The following is a 20025-nucleotide window of genomic DNA, read 5'->3' on the forward strand; positions in this document are numbered from 1 at the left end:
GATTTTTGATGGAGATTTTTTTAAGCGACCAATACGAAACCCTCTGGACAGCGATTAGTTCCATTATGGGCATTATCGCAACGACTTTGGCTATTTTTGCACTTATTTATTCGATGCGAACCTACCGTAAAACCATGCAAATCGTCCACTACGGCGAAATCGATAAAATGTACTTCGAAATTCTCAAAGAAGCCCTTGCCAAACCGCACTTGGTCCAAAAAAACAGTGAACGAAGTGCCGAACAAGAGGTGGAGTATGACATCTACGCATTTATTATCTGGAACTTTTTAGAGTCGATTTATGATCGCTGTATGCTCGATCATGATCTACAAAAAACATGGTTTCCCATCATCCAAGCCGAACGAAAAATCCACCTACCGTGGATTCAAGAGAGTGAGAACAGAGCAAAATTCAAAATTGAGTTTTTGAGCTTTATTGATGAGGGGAAGTTTGAAGTAGCGTAAGGCTACTTCTGGATCTTTAGCCAAAAAGTTCACTATGCGTTGCAAGTCTTGCCAAGATGATTTCATCATTTATTTTTTGATACACTAATAAAACATCGCCACCTAGATGACACTCCCTAAAATCTTTCCAGTTACCTTTTAACGTATGGTCTTTTGATTCTGGAGGGAGTTCTTTACCCTCTTTTAAGAGCGCTAAAAAAGAAACGAGCTTTTCAAATTGAGTGTCTGTTAATTTCGCATGGGCATAATCTTTTAAAAATGATTTATGCCGTTTAAGCGTTGGCACGTTTCAACTCATCAAGTGAAAAAGTGTCAACATTTTTACCTTCTCGAATCTCTTGCAATATTTTTTGTGTTTTTGCATTAGGTATTTCGATGTCAAAAGGGATGCCTTTTCTAAGGCGGACTTGATTTAAAAAGAGATTGACAGCCTCGCCTAGGGTTAAACCAAGTGTTGCAAAAATCTCTTGCGCTTCTTGTTTGACAGTGGGGTCCAGTTTGATGCTTGTGGTTTGCCTCATGATTTTCTCCTTTCAAATTTATACTACGATAGTATTATAGAGCAATCACAAAACCTTGTCAATTACTTCTCCACCCTCAACAACAACCCATTCAAATAAAACGATGCAGAGGCATTGATAAGGCACGGATGGTCGCTGTCTTGTTGCATTTGCTCAAGCAGTATGTATTGCACTTTAAGATCGTGGGAGACTTCCATTGCGATCTCCAAAAGCTCTTTTTTGCCGACGTGAAAGGAGCAAGAAAAGAGTGCGATTAAACCGCCATCTTTGACCGCTTTGGTACTTTCCATCAGGAGGTGTTTGAAACCTCGTTTGGCACCACTGGCTTGCTCTTTGGTTTTGGCGAAGGATGGTGGGTCAAGGACGATTAGATCAAAACTATTTTTATATTTTTTCTCTTTCATAAACGTAAACGCGTCGGCTGCATAGGTTTCATACGTCTCCATTGCATTGGCGTGCAAGTTTACTTTGGTTTGCTCTATCGCTGATTCAGAGATGTCCACAAAGACCGCATTTTTTGCACCTTTGGAGAGTGCGTAGATGCCAAAACCACCCGCATTACAGCAGATGTCAAGCACCGTGTCGTTTTCTTTGATATAACTGGCACAGATGGCTCTGTTTTTGCGCTGATCGAGGTAAAAGCCTGTTTTTTGGGCATCTTCGATGTCGACTAAAAAATTGAGCCCATTTTCACTCAGTGTAAATTCTTTGGTGGGAGTTCCAAAAAGTGTGCCATTTTTACTCTCCAAACCTTCGATTTCGCGGGAGTGAACGTCTGATTTTTCGACGATCCATGAAGGATTTACGAGCTGTTTGAGGGTGCTGAGGATGAGTTCGCGAAAGACTTCCATGCCTGCGGTGTTGATCTGAAGGGAGAGTGTGTCGCCGTATTTGTCGACGATCAGTCCTGGTAAAAAATCGGCTTCGGAGTGGATGAGTCGCACGGCATTGGTTTGCGCTAGAAGTGCTTCACGCTTATTGATCGCTTTTTTGATGCGGTTATGGAAAAACTTTTTGCCGATCTCTTCTTTGCCAAAACTCAAGATTCGTGCGAAAATGGCACATTTGGGATTGACATACGCGGTTCCTAAAAAACCGTCTTTTTTGGAGAAGAGTGCGACTATCTCACCACTTTGAAACTCCTCAGCGCTTGAGTCGATTTCGTTGGCGTACACCCATGGGGTAAAGCGTCTGATTTTGGGAACAACGGAGTGTTTTACGTATACTTTATTCAATGATTTTTCCTAATATAGTTTGTAACTCTTTGGTAAATGCAGGATATTCGAGCACGCTCTCGTGCGTTGTGTTAAATAACGTTACATGTAAAGGTTTGGTTGGCATCGCTTCTAAGAGTTTTTCAAGATGATATCGTGGGATGAGCAGATCATTTTCAACTTCGATGACAGCAATTTTTGCTTTGACTAAAGGGAGGTAATTCACACTTTCAAATTTGTTTTTGAGCAAAAGATCAATCGGGAAGAAAGGGTACTTGAGCTTGGCTAAAGAGAGGATCGAATCATACGGTGTGATTAAAACCAAGCCGTCCACAACGCGTTTGCTGGCAAGATACGTCGCAACGCCTGTGCCTAAACTTCGCCCTATCACAACCACTTTGCGACCCTTGGCATAGGTGTCATAAATTTTCAAAGCATCTTCAAAAAAAGCTTGCTCGCTAGGCTCGCCTGTGCTTTCAACATACCCTCGGTAGTTAAAGGCAACTATATCATACCCTTGTAACGCTTTTACGTCTAAAACAAAGCGTGTTGCATCATCAGCATTTCCACCAAAGTAGAGAATCAACCCTGCATCGCTTTGTGCATCGGAGCGAAGCACGCCATCTAACACGGCTTCACCCTTTACATGTAAAGAGAGTGGCGCAATGTTTTCACCACTGACTTTGGGGTGCTTTTCAATCAATTTAGCGGGGAAAAGCTGATCGTTCTGTGTAAAATAGAGATACCCCATCGCTACCAAATAAAATCCGATCACCCCAAATAAGAGTTTTTTCATCGTTCTTCCTTCTTCAAAAACACCGTAAAATCGCCATCCATATAGCCCTCGTAAATTTCCACATCGTACACAAAATCACTCACGTGCGCTTCGATTTCTTCAGGTAAAAAGTAGTTAAAATGCCCCTGCGTTTCTTCACCTCTAAGGAGGTTAAAGACAAACCCTTTTTTGGAAACTTCGTAACAACGGCGGATAAACAAAAAGGTCTCAAAGCGGTTCAAGATATTCATCGAACCACTGGCGATGTAAAAGTCCGCGCATTCTAGTTCATCGTTTAAAATATCTTTATGCACACACGTCTGCTTTGTGCGTTTATGCGCCACAAAAAGAGCTTCTTCAAGCATATCGTAGCCTGTGTATTTTCGAGGCAATGCGCCTTTTTGCTGCAAAAAAAGATACAAATCGCCAAAGCCACACCCTGCATCAATAACGCTACTGGAGGGCAAATGCTCTCCCAAAAGCTCATGAATCACTTCAAAACGGGTGTGTTGAGACTGTTTGGAGTTCCAATTAAGACCTCGTGCCGTACAGCCATAACGCTTTATGGCATTTTCATAAAACGTTTTATTGTTAATTCGTGGCATAAAAGGAGGCTAAAAAAGAAGGGGACACTTTTAGCTTAAAAGTGTCGAAACGCTTTGTTGCATCATGCTATTTTGATGTACTTGTGCGAGAACTGAGCTGGTTAGTTTGATCTCATCACTTTTTAATGAGGCAATTTTTTGATCGAGTGGAGTTTCAGAGATCTGTGAATTTGCACTGCTTAAATTGGTAATGGCCGTGAGTGAATTGGTAATGGAACTGCTGGCAGAATTAATCTGTGTGCTTGTCGTTTGGCTTAAAGTGCTGAGATTTTCTCTAAAATTAGCGATGCCTTCTTGATCATCGACTGAGAGTTCACTCAGCCCACTTACATCCAGCCCATAGTTACTGGAAAGTAAATTTTGTCCATTGTAAGTGCTCTGTGTCGCAATGTCTTGCATAGAGCTGCTAATCGCATTAAACTCCTCTTGAATCATCGCTTTTTGATCGCTATTTAAAGAAGCATTATTGTAACTCACAGAGAGTTCATTGAGCTTATCCGTTCCTGCACTAATCGCTTGCAATGAAGAGTCTGCGATCTGGTACATGCTGATCGTCTCATTGGCATTTTGAACATTTTGAGTCAATGAAGAAATTTGAGAACTCAGCGCATCAGAGATGATAAGACTGGCACTGTCTTTGCCACTGAGTTCTCGTGTTGCCCCAATTTTCTCTAACGTTGTATCTGTATTGTTTTTATTTTGGGAAATCAAGTTTAAAATTTGATTATTGGAACTGCTTGAAATGGTCATCACAGGCTCCTTGTTTAAAGTTGTCTTTATTATACTACTCCTATGATACACTTGTCAAATAAGAAGCGGAATTAAAATTGCTTTAAAAGATAAAAAACTGACACAAAGGGCTAGTGTGTTTAACGGTAAAAATATACTCATTACGGGCGGTACGGGCAGTTTTGGCAAAAAATATACGGAAATTCTTTTAAAAAATTACACACCCAACAAGATCATCATTTTCTCGCGCGACGAACTCAAACAGTACGAAATGGCACAACAATTTACCAATTCGTGCATGCGCTTTTTTATCGGCGATGTGCGAGACGCAAACCGTCTTAAAAGTGCGATGTATGGCGCGGATTTTGTAATTCACGCTGCCGCGCTCAAACATGTTCCCATCGCTGAATACAACCCAATGGAGTGCATTAAAACCAATATTTACGGTGCCCAAAATGTCATCGACGCGGCGCTTGCATGCGAAGTGCAAAAAGTGATCGCGCTCTCCACCGATAAAGCCGCCAATCCTATCAATCTTTATGGTGCTACCAAACTTGCAAGTGACAAACTTTTTGTCGCCGCCAATAACATCCGAGGAGCACGCCAAACACGTTTTTCCGTCGTACGTTATGGCAATGTTTTAGGCAGTCGTGGCTCCGTGGTGCCCCTGTTTAAACGGCTGATTGAAGAAGGAGCAAATGAGCTTCCCATCACCGATGAGCATATGACGCGTTTTTGGATTACGTTGGAGCAAGGGGTCAATTTCGTTCTGAAAAATTTTGAGCGCATGAAGGGTGGTGAGATTTTCATCCCTAAAATTCCTTCCATGAAGATGTCCGATCTTGCGCATGCTATGGCGCCGCATCTGGGTATTAAAATTATCGGAATTCGACCAGGCGAGAAGATGCACGAAGTGATGGTGCCTAAAGATGACAGTCACTTAACACTCGAATTTCACGACCATTTTGTCATTCAACCCACCATCCAATTTTCCCAAAAAGCCGACTTTACATGTAACGCACTCAAGGAGAAGGGAACGCCCGTAGAATTGAGCTTTGAGTACAGTTCAGACACCAACACACAGTGGCTGGATGCCAACAGTTTGAAGGAGATGATCGAGGCATGATTCCCTACAGCAGACAGAGCATTGATCAAAGCGATATCGACGCGGTTGTTGAGACATTAAAAGGCGATTTTCTCACGGGTGGCAAAATCGTCAGCGACTTTGAAGAGGCTTTGGCGCATTATCTTGGAGTGAAACATGTCTGCGTCATGAACTCCGCGACTTCGGCGTTACATGTCGCCTATCAGATCATCGGGCTTCACGAAGGTGATGAGATCATCACGACACCGCTAAGCTTTGCTGCGACTTCCAATACCGCGATTCAATGCGGTGCAAAACCTATTTTTTGCGACATCAAATGGGATGGAAACATCGATGAGCGCAAAATCGAAGCTCTGATCACACCTCAAACCAAAGCGGTCAGTGCGGTCGATTTTGGAGGCAATCCTGTTGAGATTCAAACACTTAAAAACCTCTGCAACACACACAAACTCTTTTTGATCGACGATGCGAGCCATGCGCTTGGAAGTGAGATCGATGGGCAAAAAGTGGGCAATGTGGCGGATATGACCATCTTTAGTTTTCACGCGATTAAGCCCATTACCACGTTTGAAGGTGGTGCCATTGCGACCAATAACACGGAATTTTACGAAAAAGCCAAACTCTTACGCAGTCATGGCGTCGTAAAAAAAACACACTGGAATTCCGATATGATCGTGCTTGGTGAGAACTACCGTTTGAGCGATGTTGCGTGTGCGTTGGGGCTTTCTCAGCTGAAGCGACTCGATAGCTTTATCGCCAAACGCGCAGACATTGCACGCTATTACGATGAACGCTTTCAAAACAATCCTTACTTTACGACGATTGCAATTGCGCCAACGAAAAAAAGCAGTTACCACCTCTACCCTATTTTGCTCTCTTCCTCCTTGTGGTGCGCAAAAGAAGAACTTTTTGAATCTTTACATGTAAAAGGCATTGGAGTGCAAGTCCACTACAAACCGATCTACCAATTTAGCTACTACAAAGAACGTTTTGGCGAACACCGTCTCGCAAATGCCGAAGATTTTTACCGTGCCGAACTCTCCATTCCGTGTCATCAAGGCATGCGCATGGAAGATGCCACATTGGTTGCCGATACGCTTATTGAGGAGATTGAAAAAATCAAAGGATGCAACAGGTGAATATCGCCATCATCCCCGCACGTGGCGGAAGCAAGCGCATTCCTCGCAAGAACATTAAAGATTTTTGCGGTAAACCGCTGATCGCCTACAGTATTGAAGTGGCGCTTCAAAGTGGACTTTTTGAAAAAATTATCGTTAGTACCGATGATGAAGAGATCGCAACGGTTGCCAAACAGTATGGCGCCGAGGTTCCTTTTCTGCGACCTCATGAACTGAGTGATGACTTTACAGGCACGGGTGCGGTGGTGGAACACGCCCTTCAAACCTTGCACGAAAGAGGTGAAACGTATGATTTTGCTTGCGCGATTTACGCGACTGCCCCTCTTTTAGAGCCACGCTACCTCATCGAAGGCTTTGAAAAACTACGTGAGAGTAACGCAGTGTACGCCTTTTCCGTCACATCGATGCCTTTTCCGATTTGGCGCACGTTTAAAATTACCGAAGCAAAACGGTGCGAAATGTTCTGGAAAGACAAATTTTCTGCTCGTAGCCAAGACTTAGAGGAAGCGTACCAAGATGCAGGACAATTTTATTGGCATGCTCTTCATAAAACCACGCACGATGTGATGTTTGGAAGTGAAAGTATTCCCATCGTTCTTCCACGCCATCTCGTCCAAGACATCGACACGCCCGAAGATTGGACACGCGCCGAACTCATGTACAAAGTGCTTCATGAAAACACTGATAAGAGCTGATAGTTCGAGCACCATCGGGCTTGGGCACATTATGCGCGATCTTGTGTTGGCACAAAGCGTGGAAGGCGAAATTTTGTTTGCGTGCCAAGCGCTTCAAGGCAGTATCATTGAGCAGATTCCCTATGAAGTTAACATCCTTCAAACCAACGATGCAGACGAACTTATAGCGCTCATAAAATCTTTACATGTAAACCTTTTGGTGATCGACCATTATGGCATTGACGCGCGTTTTGAGCAAACCGTGAAAGAGGCGACAAATGTCACCATCCTCAGCTTTGATGACACGTATCAACCGCATCACTGCGATATACTGCTCAATCACACCATCTGCGCCGATGCCGCGCGTTACGCAAACCTTGTGCCCAAGGGGTGTGAATTGCGTTGTGGCAGTGCGTATACGCTGATTCGCGAGGAGTTTAAAGATGAGAAAAAAATCGCGCGTGAAAAGATCTACGATGTGCTGATTGCGATGGGTGGAAGTGACGCGGGGAATTTGACGTTAGAGATTTTAAAAACCCTTCCAAAATCGTTACATGTAAGCATACTTTCAACCACAGCCAATGCCCATCTGCACGAGCTTCAACGCTACGTCGAGGTGTTTCCAAACATCGCTTTACATGTAAACTCAAAGGAGGTTGCCAAAATCATGAATCAAAGCAAATTCGCGATTGTCACGCCTAGCGGAATACTCCATGAGGTGCTTTTTATGGAAATGCCCTTTATTGCGATTAAAGTAGCCATCAATCAAGACGATATGTATCAATATTTAGAGGAGCATGATTATCCAGTTATGCACGATTTTGAGCCTCAAACACTCAAAACCCTCATTCACGCATGGATGCAAGGAGAAACCCTTTGAAGATCGCTGATTTTGATTTTAAAAGCACCAAAACGTTCATCATCGCTGAGCTCTCCGCCAACCACAATGGCTCGTTGCAAACAGCAATTGAGACGATTAAGGCGGCCAAAAAAGCGGGGGCGGACGCGATTAAACTGCAAACCTATCGCGCCGATACGATCACGCTTGATTGCGACAGAGACGAGTTTATCATCCAAGGTGGTACACTCTGGGACAGTGCAAAACTGTACGATCTTTACCAAAAAGCCTACACGCCATGGGAGTGGCACGCAACGCTTTTTCGCACGGCAAAGGAAGAGGGGCTTATCTGTTTTTCGTCTCCATTTGATGAAACTGCGGTCGATTTTTTACGACAATTTGATCCACCTGCGTATAAAATCGCCTCGTTTGAGATCACCGATCATGCGCTGATTCGCACGTGTGCTAAAGAGCATAAACCGATGATTATCTCAACAGGAACTGCCTATGTTGAAGAGATTGAAGAGGCCGTTGCCATTTGCAAACAAGAGAACAATGAAGAGATTATTCTCCTTCAATGCACCAGTTCTTACCCCGCACCCCTTGAGCATGCGCATCTTAAAACGATTCCTGATTTGGCAAACCGTTTTGGCGTTATCGCAGGACTTTCTGACCACACGTTGGGCATGAGTGCTCCCATTGCCGCCGTGGCATTAGGGGCGCGCGTCATTGAGAAACATTTCATCCTGGATCGCTCCATCGGTGGGGCTGACGCAGCATTTTCGCTTGATATGGAGGCGTTTTCTGCCATGAGTAACGCCGTGCGCGAAACAGAGCTTCTTTTAGGCGATGTGCATTACGAGATGGACGCGTTTAAGCTCAAAAATCGCCGTTTCAATCGAAGCCTTTATGTGAGTGCGCCGATTCGCAAAGGAGAGATGTTAACACGGGACAACATCAAAAGTGTGCGCCCTTGCAATGGCTTGCATCCACGTCATTTACACGAAATCCTTGGCAAAAAAGCTGCCTGCGACTTAGCATTCGGGACACCTTTACGCCTTGAAGATGTTATAGTGTCATGAGAAAAGAAGACCTTAGATGCTCTATTTGACCCCCTATTTTAGGCTCACGCAAGAAGAACACAAAGCCCTTTTGGCACTGCGCAACCAAGAAGCGATTCTTCGCTATACGCCAACCCAAAAAGAAATTGCGTTTAGCGACCATCTTGCATGGGTGGAAACACTGAAAAGCAATGATGACGCACTTTATTTAGCCCTCAAAGATGAACAGATCATTCAAGGGGCAATCCATGCGAATGCGCTTAAAAGTTGCTCACCCTCATGGGGACTTTTTTTTGATCCAACAACCTCACCGCTTGTGACATCAGCCGTTGCACTCTTTTTTTTAGATACACTTTTTAATCATTATCGTGCACACAGTGTTAAGTCTTTCGTGCATGTTGAAAACAACCCTGCTTTAAAATTCAATGAACGTTTAGGATTTAAAATGAGAGATACACAACCATCTTCCTTTTGCACGATGGCATTAAGTCATGAAGAATGGCAGATGAAAAAAAGTTCCAAGCTCTTTCAACCCATTTTAAAAACAGCTTCGCAACTCACGATAAGGAACTAAATATGGATAAGATTACAGACATCATCATAGCGGCACTTCAAGAGTTTAATGAAGAGCTCCAAGAGCCTTCCCTTGAGCATCCAAGCCTTGCTACCAAACTTTTTGGAGGCAATGGCGTACTAGATAGCCTTGCCCTTGTCTCCTTTATCGCGGACATTGAGGAAAAGGTATCGGAACACTATGGCAAAAACATTGTTTTAGCAGATGAAAAAGCCATGAGCCAAAAAGTCTCTCCGTTTCGAACCGTAGAAACGCTCTCTGCCTATATTGAAAAGCTCCTCAATGCCTAAAATCATCATCATCACAGGAAGCCGTAAAGGTATTGGGTATGCGTTGTGTGAAGCCTATCTCAGCGAAGGGCATACCGTGATTGGGTGCAGTCGTGAAGCCACAACCCTTGCAGATCCACACTACCGACATTTTATCTTGGATGTTGCGGATGAAACGGCTGTGGTGGCAATGGTTCGAAGTGTCAAAAAAGAGTTTGGTCGTATCGATGTGCTACTCAATAATGCAGGGATTGCGAGTATGAACCATACGCTTACAACCTCGCTATCCACGCTCAATGCGATTCTTCAAACCAATATCGTCGGAACATTTCTCTTTCTTCGAGAAGTTTCCAAAGCAATGATGAAACAAAAAAAAGGGCGCATTGTCAATTATTCAACCATTGCGACAGCATTAAGGCTTGAAGGCGAAGCGATCTATGCAGCGAGTAAAGCAGCCATCGAAAACCTAACAGAGACAACGGCTAAAGAGCTTGCTCCTTTTGGCATTACCGTCAATGCGATAGCCCCAACACCGATCGAAACCGATCTGATTAAAGCGGTACCAAAAGAGAAGATGGCATCCCTTCTTGCCCAACAAGCGATTGCACGATTTGGCACTTTTGACGATATTAAGCATGTCATCGATTTTTTGATAGACGATAAAAGTGATTTTATCACTGCGCAGATTATTCATCTTGGAGGAGTACATCGCTGATGCTTAGTAAATTAGCTCTTTTTGATCAAAAAATTGCCATTATAGATCATGATGACCACTCCTATACGTACGATGATCTTATCAAACGTGCTTTGGTATATCAAAAGACACTGCTTGACAACATTCCTGAAGGCTCAAGCGTTGCTATTCTTTCAGATTATAGCTTTGAGGCTATTGCACTTTTTAGTGCACTTTATGAAAAAAAAGCAATCATCACCCCCATAACAAGCACCACACCCGCAGAGATAAATGAGCGAATTGCGATTGCACAATGTTCGTATAGTATCGCCTATCATGGCGAATCTTTCGTTGTGACCGCTCATACCAACAATGCAACACCTCATCCGATGCTTGCAAACCTTCAAAAAATGGGCGATGCAGGATTGATTCTTTTTAGCAGTGGCAGTACCGGAAAACCAAAAGCCATGGTGCACAATCTTTCCCATCTTGTAGCCCATTATGAGCTGAAAAAAAGTAAAACTTTAGTGATGCTTCTTTTCTTGATGTTTGACCATATCGGTGGACTCAATACCATGCTCAACATTCTCTCTATGGGCGCAACCATGGTGATACCTCATAATCGCAATCCTGAACATATTTGTTCGCTTATCGAACGTTATCATGTTGCCGTATTGCCCTCTTCGCCCACGTTTTTAAACCTGATTTTGATGAGTGGAGCACATGAGCGTTACGATGTGTCTTCTCTCAGAATGATCACATATGGCACAGAGACCATGCCAGAATCTCTGTTGAGTAAACTCAAAATTGTTTTTCCAAAAATAAAGTTTTTACAAACATTTGGCACCAGTGAAACAGGCATCGCGACAACATCTTCCAAAGCTTCTGATTCTACGCTGATGCGTATTGAAGATGCGTCGTGTGAATACAAAATCGTCAATCACACCTTGTGGCTCAAAAGCGATACGCAAATTTTAGGCTATCTCAATGCGTCTATGGAGAGTTTTCACGAGGGATGGTTTGACACGGGCGATCTTGTCGAAGAGAGCGAAGATGGATTTCTTCGCATCATTGGACGTGCAAAAGAGGTCATCAATGTCGGCGGACAAAAAGTGTTACCCAACGAGGTCGAATCGGTCATTTTGATGATGCCCGAAGTGCAAGACTGCATGGTAAGTGCGATCTCTAATGCCATTACAGGGCAAAGTGTCGCCGTTGAAGTGGTTTTAAAAGACCCAAAAGAGGCAACGTCCATTAAAAAAATGATCCGCGCTTTTTGCAAATCACGATTGGATGGTTATAAAATCCCAACGCATGTGACTGTTGTAGAACAGACGCACTTTAGTGAACGCTTTAAGAAAATGAGACTCGGTTAATGACATCGATGCATCCTAAAATTTGTACCATTGTGGTAACCTATAATCGTTATGCTCTTTTAAAGGAGTGTATAGATAGCTTATTGCATCAAACCTATCCAACAGATATCTTAGTGATAGACAATGCTTCTACAGATGGAACGGAGGCTAATCTTATCAAAGAAGGATACACCTCTTTTGAGAATCTTTGCTATCAGAAGCTTGACACGAATTTAGGTGGAGCAGGAGGATTTCATGCAGGATGCGCGTATGCATCTGCGTATGAATATGATTTTATGTGGTTAATGGATGATGATGCTGAGCCAGAATACACTGCTTTGGAAAAACTTATAGAAGCCATCTCTCTTAATGCTTCCTATCCTGCATATGCGCCTTCTGTGTTTATTGGAACAAAAGAGAAACATACGCTTTCAACCTTCGGGCATAGGGGGCAATTTAACTATAAACAGACATTACCCTCTTTTCAACGTCCTCTTTCAGTAGAAACCTTTTTAAAAAAAACTGTTGAGATTGATATGGCCTCTTTCGTAGGTATTTTGATTTCTAGCAATGCGATGAAAAAAATTGGACTTCCTAAAAAAGAGTTTTTTATTCACCATGACGATACAGAATATAGCTTACGCTTAGCAACTTTAGGAAAAATCCTTTTAGTCAATGAGAGTAAGATTTACCATAAAGAGAAACGCCAAAATGAGAAAATTGAGCGCCGATTTTTTGGGTTTCATAAAAATCGCATTCGTTTTGAGGTATTGTGGCTGAAATATTTTGGATTAAGAAATTCTATTTATATTGCTATCCAATACAGTAAAACTCCTTTCGTATGGCTCGATATTCTTAAACTCTATGGTACGTTATGCAAAGATATTCTGCTATACGATGATCACAAATGGCTACGTTTACGCTTCGCGACACATTCTATTTTAGATGGACTTCGAGGCCATTTTGACAATACCAAAGCCAAAAGACTTTTACATGTATGATTATGTCATTATAGGAGCCGGTTTTGCAGGCGCAGTCAGTGCCAATCTTTTAGCAACACAGCATAACAAAAAAGTTCTCGTGATTGAAAAAAGAGCACATGTCGGCGGTAACTGCTACGATGAAGTCGATGAAAACGGCATCGTCGTGCATCGCTACGGACCGCATCTGTTTCATACCTCTTCAAAAGAGGTGTGGGAGTATCTCTCACGCTTTACAGAGTGGACACCTTATGAACATAACGTTTTGGCTCATATCAAAGGGAAAAATGTTCCTATTCCTTTTAATTTCAACACCATTGAAGCACTTTTTGCTCCGTTGGATGCAACGAGGTTTCAACAAAAACTTTTACACTATTATGCCCCCAATACCAAAGTGCCTATTTTAGATCTTAAAAAACATTTTGATGACGACTTACGGATGTTGGCAGATTTTATTTATGAAAACCTTTTCCTACACTATACGGCAAAACAGTGGGGATTGTCACCTCAAGAGATCGATAGTACGGTCACCGCACGCGTGCCCATTTTTATCGGACGTGATAATCGCTACTTTAACGATACATTCCAAGCCATACCCAAAAATGGCTATACAAAACTTTTTGAAGCTTTATTGGATCACCCTAATATTACGGTTGAACTCCAAAAAGATTTTTTAAATGAAGTGTGTTGGCGTGAAAATCGTATTGGCTTTAGAAATGATTTTACATGTAAGGTTCTTTATACAGGAGCTGTTGATGCACTCTTTGATTATTGTTTCGATGCATTGCCATACCGCACAACAGAGATGGTATTTGAAACGATTGATCAAGCCTATTTTCAAGAGGCTGCAACGATAAATTACCCCAATGATCATGACTATACTCGCATCACAGAATTCAAGCATATTCATCCTACCCTAAGCCCAAAAACGACCATTTTAAAAGAGTATCCCAAAGAGCATCGTAAAGAGATAACCGTTCCGTATTATCCTATTTTTAACGATAAAAATCAGGCACAATATACACAATACATGCAAAAAGCACAGCACTTCTCCAACCTTACACTCATAGGAAGGCTTGCGGAGTATCGCTATTACGATATGGACGACATCGTTCTTCATGCATTAAATACCGTAGGCAACGTATGAAGTATTTTGAGCATGCGTTGATCGAGCAAACGTTTCATCGTTATCTTGAAAATCCAGCAATTCAGATTGTCTCTTTCGACATCTTTGACACTCTCTTTTTTCGAACATGCGGTACGCCCTCAATGGTTTTTGAAATTATGGGAATGCATGAAGAAGTACGCGCATGGTTTGATACGCCCTCTTCTTTTGCGCATTATCGACGTACTACGGAGCGCACGCTCAAAGCAGGCGGCAAAGAGGCCAGCCTTGCGGAAATTTACGACGCTCTTCCAATTCCTTTACAGCAAAAAAATCGTTTTTTAGAGATAGAACTCCAAACAGAACGTGATGTTTTGGTGCTCAATCCTCAACTCGAACGATGGATTGACATGGCACATTCAGCAGGCAAGCAAATTATTTTAATTTCCGATATGTACCTGAGTACACAAGAAATCACATCCATTGCCCTGTCTCAACTTAAAAACCTCAACAAAATCTCTCACATCTACGTTTCGTGCGAACAGCAAAAAAGCAAAGCAACGGGAGAGCTTTTTTTACATGTAATGGATGATTTAAACATAAAAGCATCCCAGCTTTTACACATTGGGGACAACCCAAATGCCGATATTTCCATAGCGAAAAGCTTTGGCATAGCAACACTTTACTATGGGTTAGAGAGCAATGAAAAAGAGGCGATGCACCATGAAGCGCTCTATCTCAAAGAAGTTTTACCCCACGGCAATCATGTACGCACACTGAGTCTTCTGTGCAATCCCTATGACACTGCCCTAGAGCGATTTTACTTCAGACTAGGCGCTTCTCTTTTTGCTCCGATTATAGGAGAATTGAGTCATTGGCTTTTGGCGTGTTCACACCAGTTTGGACTGGACAAGCTCTTATTTCTTATGCGAGAAGGTGCCATCTTTCAACACTATTTTCAAAAGCTCTATCCGCATATCGCAACAGATCGTGTGTATGCTTCTCGAAGATCCACTCAATTTCTCACGCTCATGCCAGACGATATTGGCAGTCTAAAGCCAGATACATTTAAAGGACTCACGCTTAAAGATCTTTACGAAAACTTTTTTATCCCATTTGAGACGAGCGCTCTGCACGCTTATGGCGATCTTTCCTATGAGATGCTTCCAACCCTATACATAGAGGGAAAACCTCTTTTAGAGCATGTTCAAGAAGAGCTAAATGCAAACAAAAAGAGGATCAGTGATGCGTTTGGGGCGCAAAAAAAGCTCTTGTGTGCTTACCTTGACACGTTACATGTAAACACTTCATCCGCCTTGATTGATTTTGGTGGAGGCGGAAGTGTTTTAAAAAACTTACACCCTTTATTTTCCCCTAAAACAAAACCGCATACTTCGATTCTTTTTTATCAAAGTGTACGCGGTTACCAAAATTTAAATCACCAGCATACACTCTCCTTTTTACCACACAACGCCAAAACAGCTCATGCCTTAGAGTGCATTGCGCGAACACCCGATTTTATTGAAATACTGCTCAACGGTGAGCACCCAACGACCGTAGGATATACAAAGAGTTCTGCTCAAACGGAGTACTTAGCGTGCAACGATCTCTCTATGAAAACCATCCAAAATGCTTTACATGCAGGCATTGAGAGCTTTTTTAGCCTTGCTCGCGACTATTCTCTTCCTTCCAAAACCTTTTCAAGAGAGCATTTAGCACTGATGCTTTCACGCCTCATTGAGCTTCCAACACACGAAGAGGTTAAATTTTTGGGAGCTTTGGAGTACGATGAAGGCAGAGGAAGTAGTCACCGCTATACGATTATTCAACCTGAGCAGATTGCACAGGTTAAACGCCAAGGAGAAGAGGTCTTTTACAAACACTTTTTAGCCAATCCCTCACACATGAAACAGCACTGTATTTGGCCACAAGGTGTTCTTACCACCATCAATCAAAACTTTCTTCTACCCTTTTATGGCACGAACACACATCCCAATCAAAAAGTCATCGACACCCTTTTAGAAAAATTGGGTGCTTTAAAACCAAAAAAAATCATGATTTACGGAGCAGGCGATCTGTTTAAAGAGCTTCTTCCTTTTTTACATGTAAGAGATATTCACATTGAAGCGGTGATAGACTCACGTGCAGAAATTCAACCGTTTATCTCCGAAGATTTTCGCGTATTCTCCTTGGAAGAGGCATTGCGCGACAAAAAAGAAGCTGTCATTGTAATTGCCAGTGGCGTTTATGGGCAAAGCATCCAAAAGAAAATTGAAGATTTTAGCAAGACAACCGCCAAGCAGATTGTAGTTGTGACATCATAAATCAAAGCTGTAAATCTGACGCTCTTCTATACCGATCTGTTCTATTAAATAGGTTCGCACTTCACTCTCTCTTCCCAAAAGACTAATAAGGATCGTATCATAGTCGATTTCACGGTAAGAGAGCGGGTGAAAAACATGCGTTTTATTAATCGCCTTAGCATCAAGGTCAAAAATGCACGCTACGCTAGGTCCTAAAAAAGAGGCTATAAGCTTTCCCGTACCACCGTATCCGTAAACTGCAATTTTTGAGTATTTGCTTTTGAGTGTTTCAAGTTGTGAGACAATTTTCCCCAGAGCGATAGAAACGCACATGTACGAGGAAGAGTCTGTTTGCGCATCTCGCAAACATTGATACGCTTCGTGCTCATAAATAGCATTGCATGTCTTCATATACTGCGATGTCACATACAGTTCATCCAAATAACCTCTTGGAACATCTTGCGTATGGATACCGCCCAATAAAAAATTAATAACCGGTATCTCTAATTTTACATAAGAATGCCCCGCGTGATACAACTTCAAAATCAAATCAAGATCAGCGTTAATTTTAAATAAGGTATTAAATCGATAATGCTTTACTAACGCTGTTTTAAAAAAGATAGCTTGATGGCAACACGGCATACGTTTGAAGTACAACGCTAAATCCAATGGAGGTTGATAGACAAAACCGTGGCATTTTTCATTGCCAACATTAATCCCGCCATACACCATAGCTATATCGTTTTGAAATGCCTTTGCACATGTTTGAATCGTCTCTTGCGTCGTAAATGTATCTCCAGCATTGATAAAATTGATCCACGCTCCCGTTGCTTTCATAACGCCTTTGTTCATCGCATCGTAGATTCCGTTATCGGGTTCACTGACCCAATAGGCTAAATATTTTTCATATTTTTTAATAATCGCTACCGTGTCATCCGTTGAACCGCCGTCAATGATGATGTATTCTACCAACGGATAATCTTGCGCTATAACGCTTTGAATCGTTTGCTCAAGAAGTTTCTCAGCATTGTATGTGACCGTTACTACCGTAATTTTTGGCAATGTGCTCATACAGAAAGTCTTATAATCTTTTCTTGGTTTACATGTAACGTTTGGGTAAGATAGTGTTCTATCTCCTCTTCTCTGCCCAAAACGGAAATAATGATTTTATCAAACGGTATATTTGAAAGATTGGAAGGGTTGTATACGCCTCCTTTTTTAATCTCTTTTGCAAGCTCATTACTTTTTTGATCAATAAAGGCAACGATTTTATCGGGAATCAACGCTTGGATAGTTCTACCTACAGCACCATGCCCATAAATCAAATAAGAAGCATTTAAAGCTCCAAGTTCTTGAATATGATGTATAAGAGCATTAAAATTCTGTTGAAAAGCTATTTTAGAATAATTGGATGCAAACTGGTGATGATTGTTTTTTGACGAACACATTACTTGATTTAGCAACCCTCTTTGATCAGAAGTTGCAAATTGAGAAAACTGTCTAAATTGTCCATTCTGCTTTACAAAAGCCACATCAACTTGCGCTAAAGCACCATCAAGGGGTCGATGTAAAAATCCAAAAATTCCATGAACCACATAACCTTTTGTATGCATATACGCTATGACCTCATGGAGCTGAGGACCATGTTTAAAAAACGGATGTAAAGAAACTTCTAAGACAATAACCTCTGTATTTTTTAACAGCTTTTCATATCCTGCCAATACATCCAGTTCAGCACCTTGAACATCAATTTTTAAAAAAACTTTTCGACTACCTGTGACATGTTCCGCACACAGCACATCCAATCTTTCTGCATCAACTTCTCGACACTCTCCATCTGTTACATCCCCTTCACTCTCTTGGTATAAAGAAGATCCAACCAAATCAGGATGAACAAAAAAGGAGAGTTTTTGAGATTTTTTAGCAGCAGCAACTTTATAAATATGCACATCTTCATAGCGATTTGCAATAGCATCAAGATAATGCGAACACTCTTCTAAAGGCTCAACAAGCACGATAGTCGATTCTGGAAACACCTCATAGATCTCCCCTGTTCCAAAGGCCACTCCTACATCTACCACAACTTCAGGATAAAAAAGATGGTCATTTTTAAGATAGTGAAGGTATTCACCAAGATTTTTATGGTTTGTTTTCATTCTGTGTTGAAGCTCATCTATCTGTGACATTATCTCTCCTTGTAATACGAACTCTTTTTTTTGAAAATCAAAAATAATTTTAAAAGGATATTGAGCGATTTCTCTTATGCTAATTTCTTTCTTTTCAATGGAATCTTTGGTTAACCCTTGGTTCTGAATCTCTAATTTTATTTTTTGCATCGTCTTTAAATGACACTGATCAAAAAAAGAGAGTTTCTCTCGTTCTCTTTGAAGTGCATATTCACATTCATCCCCATACTCTTGCTGATGCAACCGTGAAAGTTGACCCTCTCGTACGCGAAAACCTCCTATCAATGTATCTACTTCAAACAATCGAGTATGTTTAAAAAAACGCAACCATAGCTCAAAATCTCCAGCATATTTTAATGAAGTATCAACTTTACCACCTGCTTTTTCCCATAATTCTCTTCGCCAAAATGTTGACTCTTGCTGAATATGCAGTTGAGGCGTTAGAAACATATCGTACCAAGAACGTTGATGGGGCCTTCGAACAAGAACGGTTCGTCCTTGTTCATCAAATAGTGTATTCATTCCTGTTAACCACTGAACGGTTGGTAATGCAGTAAAGATATTAGCGATGTTAAACAATGCTTTAGCATGATACATGTCATCAGCATTCAACCACGCCATTATGTCTCCCGTTGCTTTCTCAAATCCTTTTTGAAGAGCATGATACATACCCCCATCAGGCTCACTAATCCAATACATAAGGTTTGCTTCGTAGTGTTTAATAATATCCACAGTCCTATCCGTACTTCCACCATCAATAATAATATATTCAAGATTTGGATAGTCTTGGCTTAGTAGGCTTTGAATTGTTTGCTCTAAATACTGTTCAGCATTGTATGTGACGGTAACAATCGTAATTTTTGGGAAATTTACTCCTAGCATCATGGTTCCGATTTCACAAAATATTTTTCAAAAAAAAGTTCTGATTTAAAGTCTTTCGCATGCGATTTAATCCATGCTATGTCTTTATCCCACCAGCGGAAATTTTCGAGAAACTCAATTTGTTCAGGACTAAACCGATAAGAAATAATTTTTGCAGGAACGCCACCAACAATAGCATATGCAGGAACATCCTTTGTTACGATAGCTCCCGCTGCGATAATAGCACCATTCCCTATTGTAACCCCATTAAGCAAAATCGCCCGTAATCCAATCCACACATCATTGCCAACAATTACAGGTGTGTGTTCCTCATAGAGCTGTTCTTCTACAAAACTCACCCCGCATCCAATATTGTTTTCAGAGAAAAAGGCAGGATATGTTGATATAAATTCTGTTGTTGGATGCTTACCAATGCCACTGCTTACTGCTGGGGCAATAGAACAAAATTTTCCTATCCGTGTGTTACTTAAACTGCATCCATTGCAAATATAGGTATATGGGCCTACCTCAACATTATTTGGAAATATGCGTACATCCTCGGATGATTCAATCATTTTTACTTTTCTCCTCTTC

At 41.7% G+C, this 20025-nt stretch carries 22 protein-coding genes; 13 read left to right on the forward strand and 9 right to left on the reverse strand.

Features of this window, described 5'->3' with window-relative positions; translation table 11 throughout:
* Positions 1-8: 8 nt before the first annotated feature.
* Complete coding sequence (locus tag SMUL_RS15780) at positions 9-464, forward strand: hypothetical protein (RefSeq protein WP_025346217.1); 456 nt, start codon at positions 9-11, stop codon at positions 462-464.
* A gap of 16 nt (positions 465-480) precedes the next feature.
* On the opposite strand, the gene SMUL_RS15785 is transcribed toward SMUL_RS15780, so the two are convergent.
* From SMUL_RS15785 to SMUL_RS15810, 6 genes are all read right to left on the reverse strand, one after another.
* Positions 481-750, reverse strand: coding sequence for a type II toxin-antitoxin system YafQ family toxin (locus tag SMUL_RS15785; protein ID WP_025346218.1), 270 nt, complete (start codon positions 748-750; stop codon positions 481-483).
* Entirely contained in the window at positions 737-985 is a 249-nt protein-coding gene (locus SMUL_RS15790) for a type II toxin-antitoxin system RelB/DinJ family antitoxin (RefSeq protein ID WP_025346219.1), read from the reverse strand. The genes SMUL_RS15785 and SMUL_RS15790 overlap by 14 nt, the downstream gene beginning before the upstream one ends.
* 62 nt (positions 986-1047) lie before the next feature.
* Positions 1048-2220, reverse strand: coding sequence for a class I SAM-dependent rRNA methyltransferase (locus tag SMUL_RS15795; protein WP_025346220.1), 1173 nt, complete (start codon positions 2218-2220; stop codon positions 1048-1050).
* A complete protein-coding gene (locus tag SMUL_RS15800; protein WP_025346221.1) occupies positions 2213-2995 on the reverse strand; it encodes an alpha/beta hydrolase in 783 nt (260 codons plus the stop codon). The genes SMUL_RS15795 and SMUL_RS15800 overlap by 8 nt, the downstream gene beginning before the upstream one ends.
* Positions 2992-3579, reverse strand: a complete 588-nt coding sequence (locus SMUL_RS15805; protein ID WP_025346222.1) for a class I SAM-dependent methyltransferase — start codon at positions 3577-3579, stop codon at positions 2992-2994. The genes SMUL_RS15800 and SMUL_RS15805 overlap by 4 nt, the downstream gene beginning before the upstream one ends.
* Positions 3580-3609: 30 nt before the next feature.
* Positions 3610-4329, reverse strand: coding sequence for a flagellin (locus SMUL_RS15810; protein ID WP_025346223.1), 720 nt, complete (start codon positions 4327-4329; stop codon positions 3610-3612).
* Between the two features lie 115 nt (positions 4330-4444).
* Here SMUL_RS15810 and pseB point away from each other — a divergent pair, with 115 nt between their 5' ends.
* Genes pseB through SMUL_RS15870 form a run of 12 tightly spaced genes read left to right on the forward strand, consistent with a single transcriptional unit; the run spans position 4445 to position 16405 of the window.
* Positions 4445-5434 carry a UDP-N-acetylglucosamine 4,6-dehydratase (inverting) gene (pseB, locus tag SMUL_RS15815; RefSeq protein ID WP_025346224.1) on the forward strand — a complete coding sequence of 330 codons (990 nt, stop codon included), beginning with the start codon at positions 4445-4447 and terminating at the stop codon, positions 5432-5434.
* Positions 5431-6552 (forward strand): UDP-4-amino-4,6-dideoxy-N-acetyl-beta-L-altrosamine transaminase, encoded by a 1122-nt coding sequence (gene pseC / locus SMUL_RS15820; RefSeq protein ID WP_025346225.1) that lies wholly within the window; start codon positions 5431-5433, stop codon positions 6550-6552. The genes pseB and pseC overlap by 4 nt, the downstream gene beginning before the upstream one ends.
* Entirely contained in the window at positions 6540-7247 is a 708-nt protein-coding gene (gene pseF, locus SMUL_RS15825) for a pseudaminic acid cytidylyltransferase (protein WP_038533592.1), read from the forward strand. The genes pseC and pseF overlap by 13 nt, the downstream gene beginning before the upstream one ends.
* On the forward strand, positions 7225-8106 hold the full coding sequence (gene pseG / locus SMUL_RS15830; protein WP_025346227.1) for a UDP-2,4-diacetamido-2,4,6-trideoxy-beta-L-altropyranose hydrolase: 882 nt from the start codon (positions 7225-7227) through the stop codon (positions 8104-8106). Before pseF ends, pseG begins: the two co-directional genes overlap by 23 nt.
* Complete coding sequence (gene pseI, locus SMUL_RS15835; RefSeq protein WP_025346228.1) at positions 8103-9146, forward strand: pseudaminic acid synthase; 1044 nt, start codon at positions 8103-8105, stop codon at positions 9144-9146. The genes pseG and pseI overlap by 4 nt, the downstream gene beginning before the upstream one ends.
* Before the next feature lie 16 nt (positions 9147-9162).
* The gene (locus tag SMUL_RS15840) at positions 9163-9699 is read left to right on the forward strand and encodes a GNAT family N-acetyltransferase (protein ID WP_025346229.1); all 537 of its coding nucleotides are present in this window, start codon (positions 9163-9165) and stop codon (positions 9697-9699) included.
* Positions 9700-9701: 2 nt separating this feature from the next.
* Positions 9702-9989: an acyl carrier protein gene (locus SMUL_RS15845; RefSeq protein WP_025346230.1), complete on the forward strand. Its 288-nt coding sequence runs from the start codon at positions 9702-9704 to the stop codon at positions 9987-9989.
* Positions 9982-10683 (forward strand): SDR family NAD(P)-dependent oxidoreductase, encoded by a 702-nt coding sequence (locus tag SMUL_RS15850; RefSeq protein ID WP_025346231.1) that lies wholly within the window; start codon positions 9982-9984, stop codon positions 10681-10683. The genes SMUL_RS15845 and SMUL_RS15850 overlap by 8 nt, the downstream gene beginning before the upstream one ends.
* Positions 10683-12017 (forward strand): ANL family adenylate-forming protein, encoded by a 1335-nt coding sequence (locus SMUL_RS15855; RefSeq protein WP_025346232.1) that lies wholly within the window; start codon positions 10683-10685, stop codon positions 12015-12017. The genes SMUL_RS15850 and SMUL_RS15855 overlap by 1 nt, the downstream gene beginning before the upstream one ends.
* On the forward strand, positions 12017-12997 hold the full coding sequence (locus tag SMUL_RS15860) for a glycosyltransferase family 2 protein (RefSeq protein ID WP_025346233.1): 981 nt from the start codon (positions 12017-12019) through the stop codon (positions 12995-12997). The genes SMUL_RS15855 and SMUL_RS15860 overlap by 1 nt, the downstream gene beginning before the upstream one ends.
* Positions 12990-14123: a UDP-galactopyranose mutase gene (gene glf / locus SMUL_RS15865; RefSeq protein WP_025346234.1), complete on the forward strand. Its 1134-nt coding sequence runs from the start codon at positions 12990-12992 to the stop codon at positions 14121-14123. The genes SMUL_RS15860 and glf overlap by 8 nt, the downstream gene beginning before the upstream one ends.
* Positions 14120-16405, forward strand: coding sequence for an HAD-IA family hydrolase (locus tag SMUL_RS15870; RefSeq protein ID WP_025346235.1), 2286 nt, complete (start codon positions 14120-14122; stop codon positions 16403-16405). Before glf ends, SMUL_RS15870 begins: the two co-directional genes overlap by 4 nt.
* On the opposite strand, the gene SMUL_RS16875 is transcribed toward SMUL_RS15870, so the two are convergent.
* The 3 genes from SMUL_RS16875 to SMUL_RS15885 are packed head-to-tail and all read right to left on the reverse strand — an operon-like array spanning position 16400 to position 20006.
* Positions 16400-17455 carry a glycosyltransferase family 2 protein gene (locus SMUL_RS16875; protein ID WP_025346236.1) on the reverse strand — a complete coding sequence of 352 codons (1056 nt, stop codon included), beginning with the start codon at positions 17453-17455 and terminating at the stop codon, positions 16400-16402. The two genes, SMUL_RS15870 and SMUL_RS16875, sit on opposite strands and share 6 nt — an antisense overlap.
* Entirely contained in the window at positions 17452-19455 is a 2004-nt protein-coding gene (locus tag SMUL_RS16880) for an FkbM family methyltransferase (RefSeq protein WP_148295313.1), read from the reverse strand. Before SMUL_RS16880 ends, SMUL_RS16875 begins: the two co-directional genes overlap by 4 nt.
* Positions 19452-20006 (reverse strand): CatB-related O-acetyltransferase, encoded by a 555-nt coding sequence (locus SMUL_RS15885; protein WP_025346238.1) that lies wholly within the window; start codon positions 20004-20006, stop codon positions 19452-19454. The genes SMUL_RS16880 and SMUL_RS15885 overlap by 4 nt, the downstream gene beginning before the upstream one ends.
* Positions 20007-20025: the final 19 nt, after the last annotated feature.

Origin of the sequence: Sulfurospirillum multivorans DSM 12446 (assembly GCF_000568815.1) — a bacterium.
GTDB lineage: Bacteria > Campylobacterota > Campylobacteria > Campylobacterales > Sulfurospirillaceae > Sulfurospirillum > Sulfurospirillum multivorans.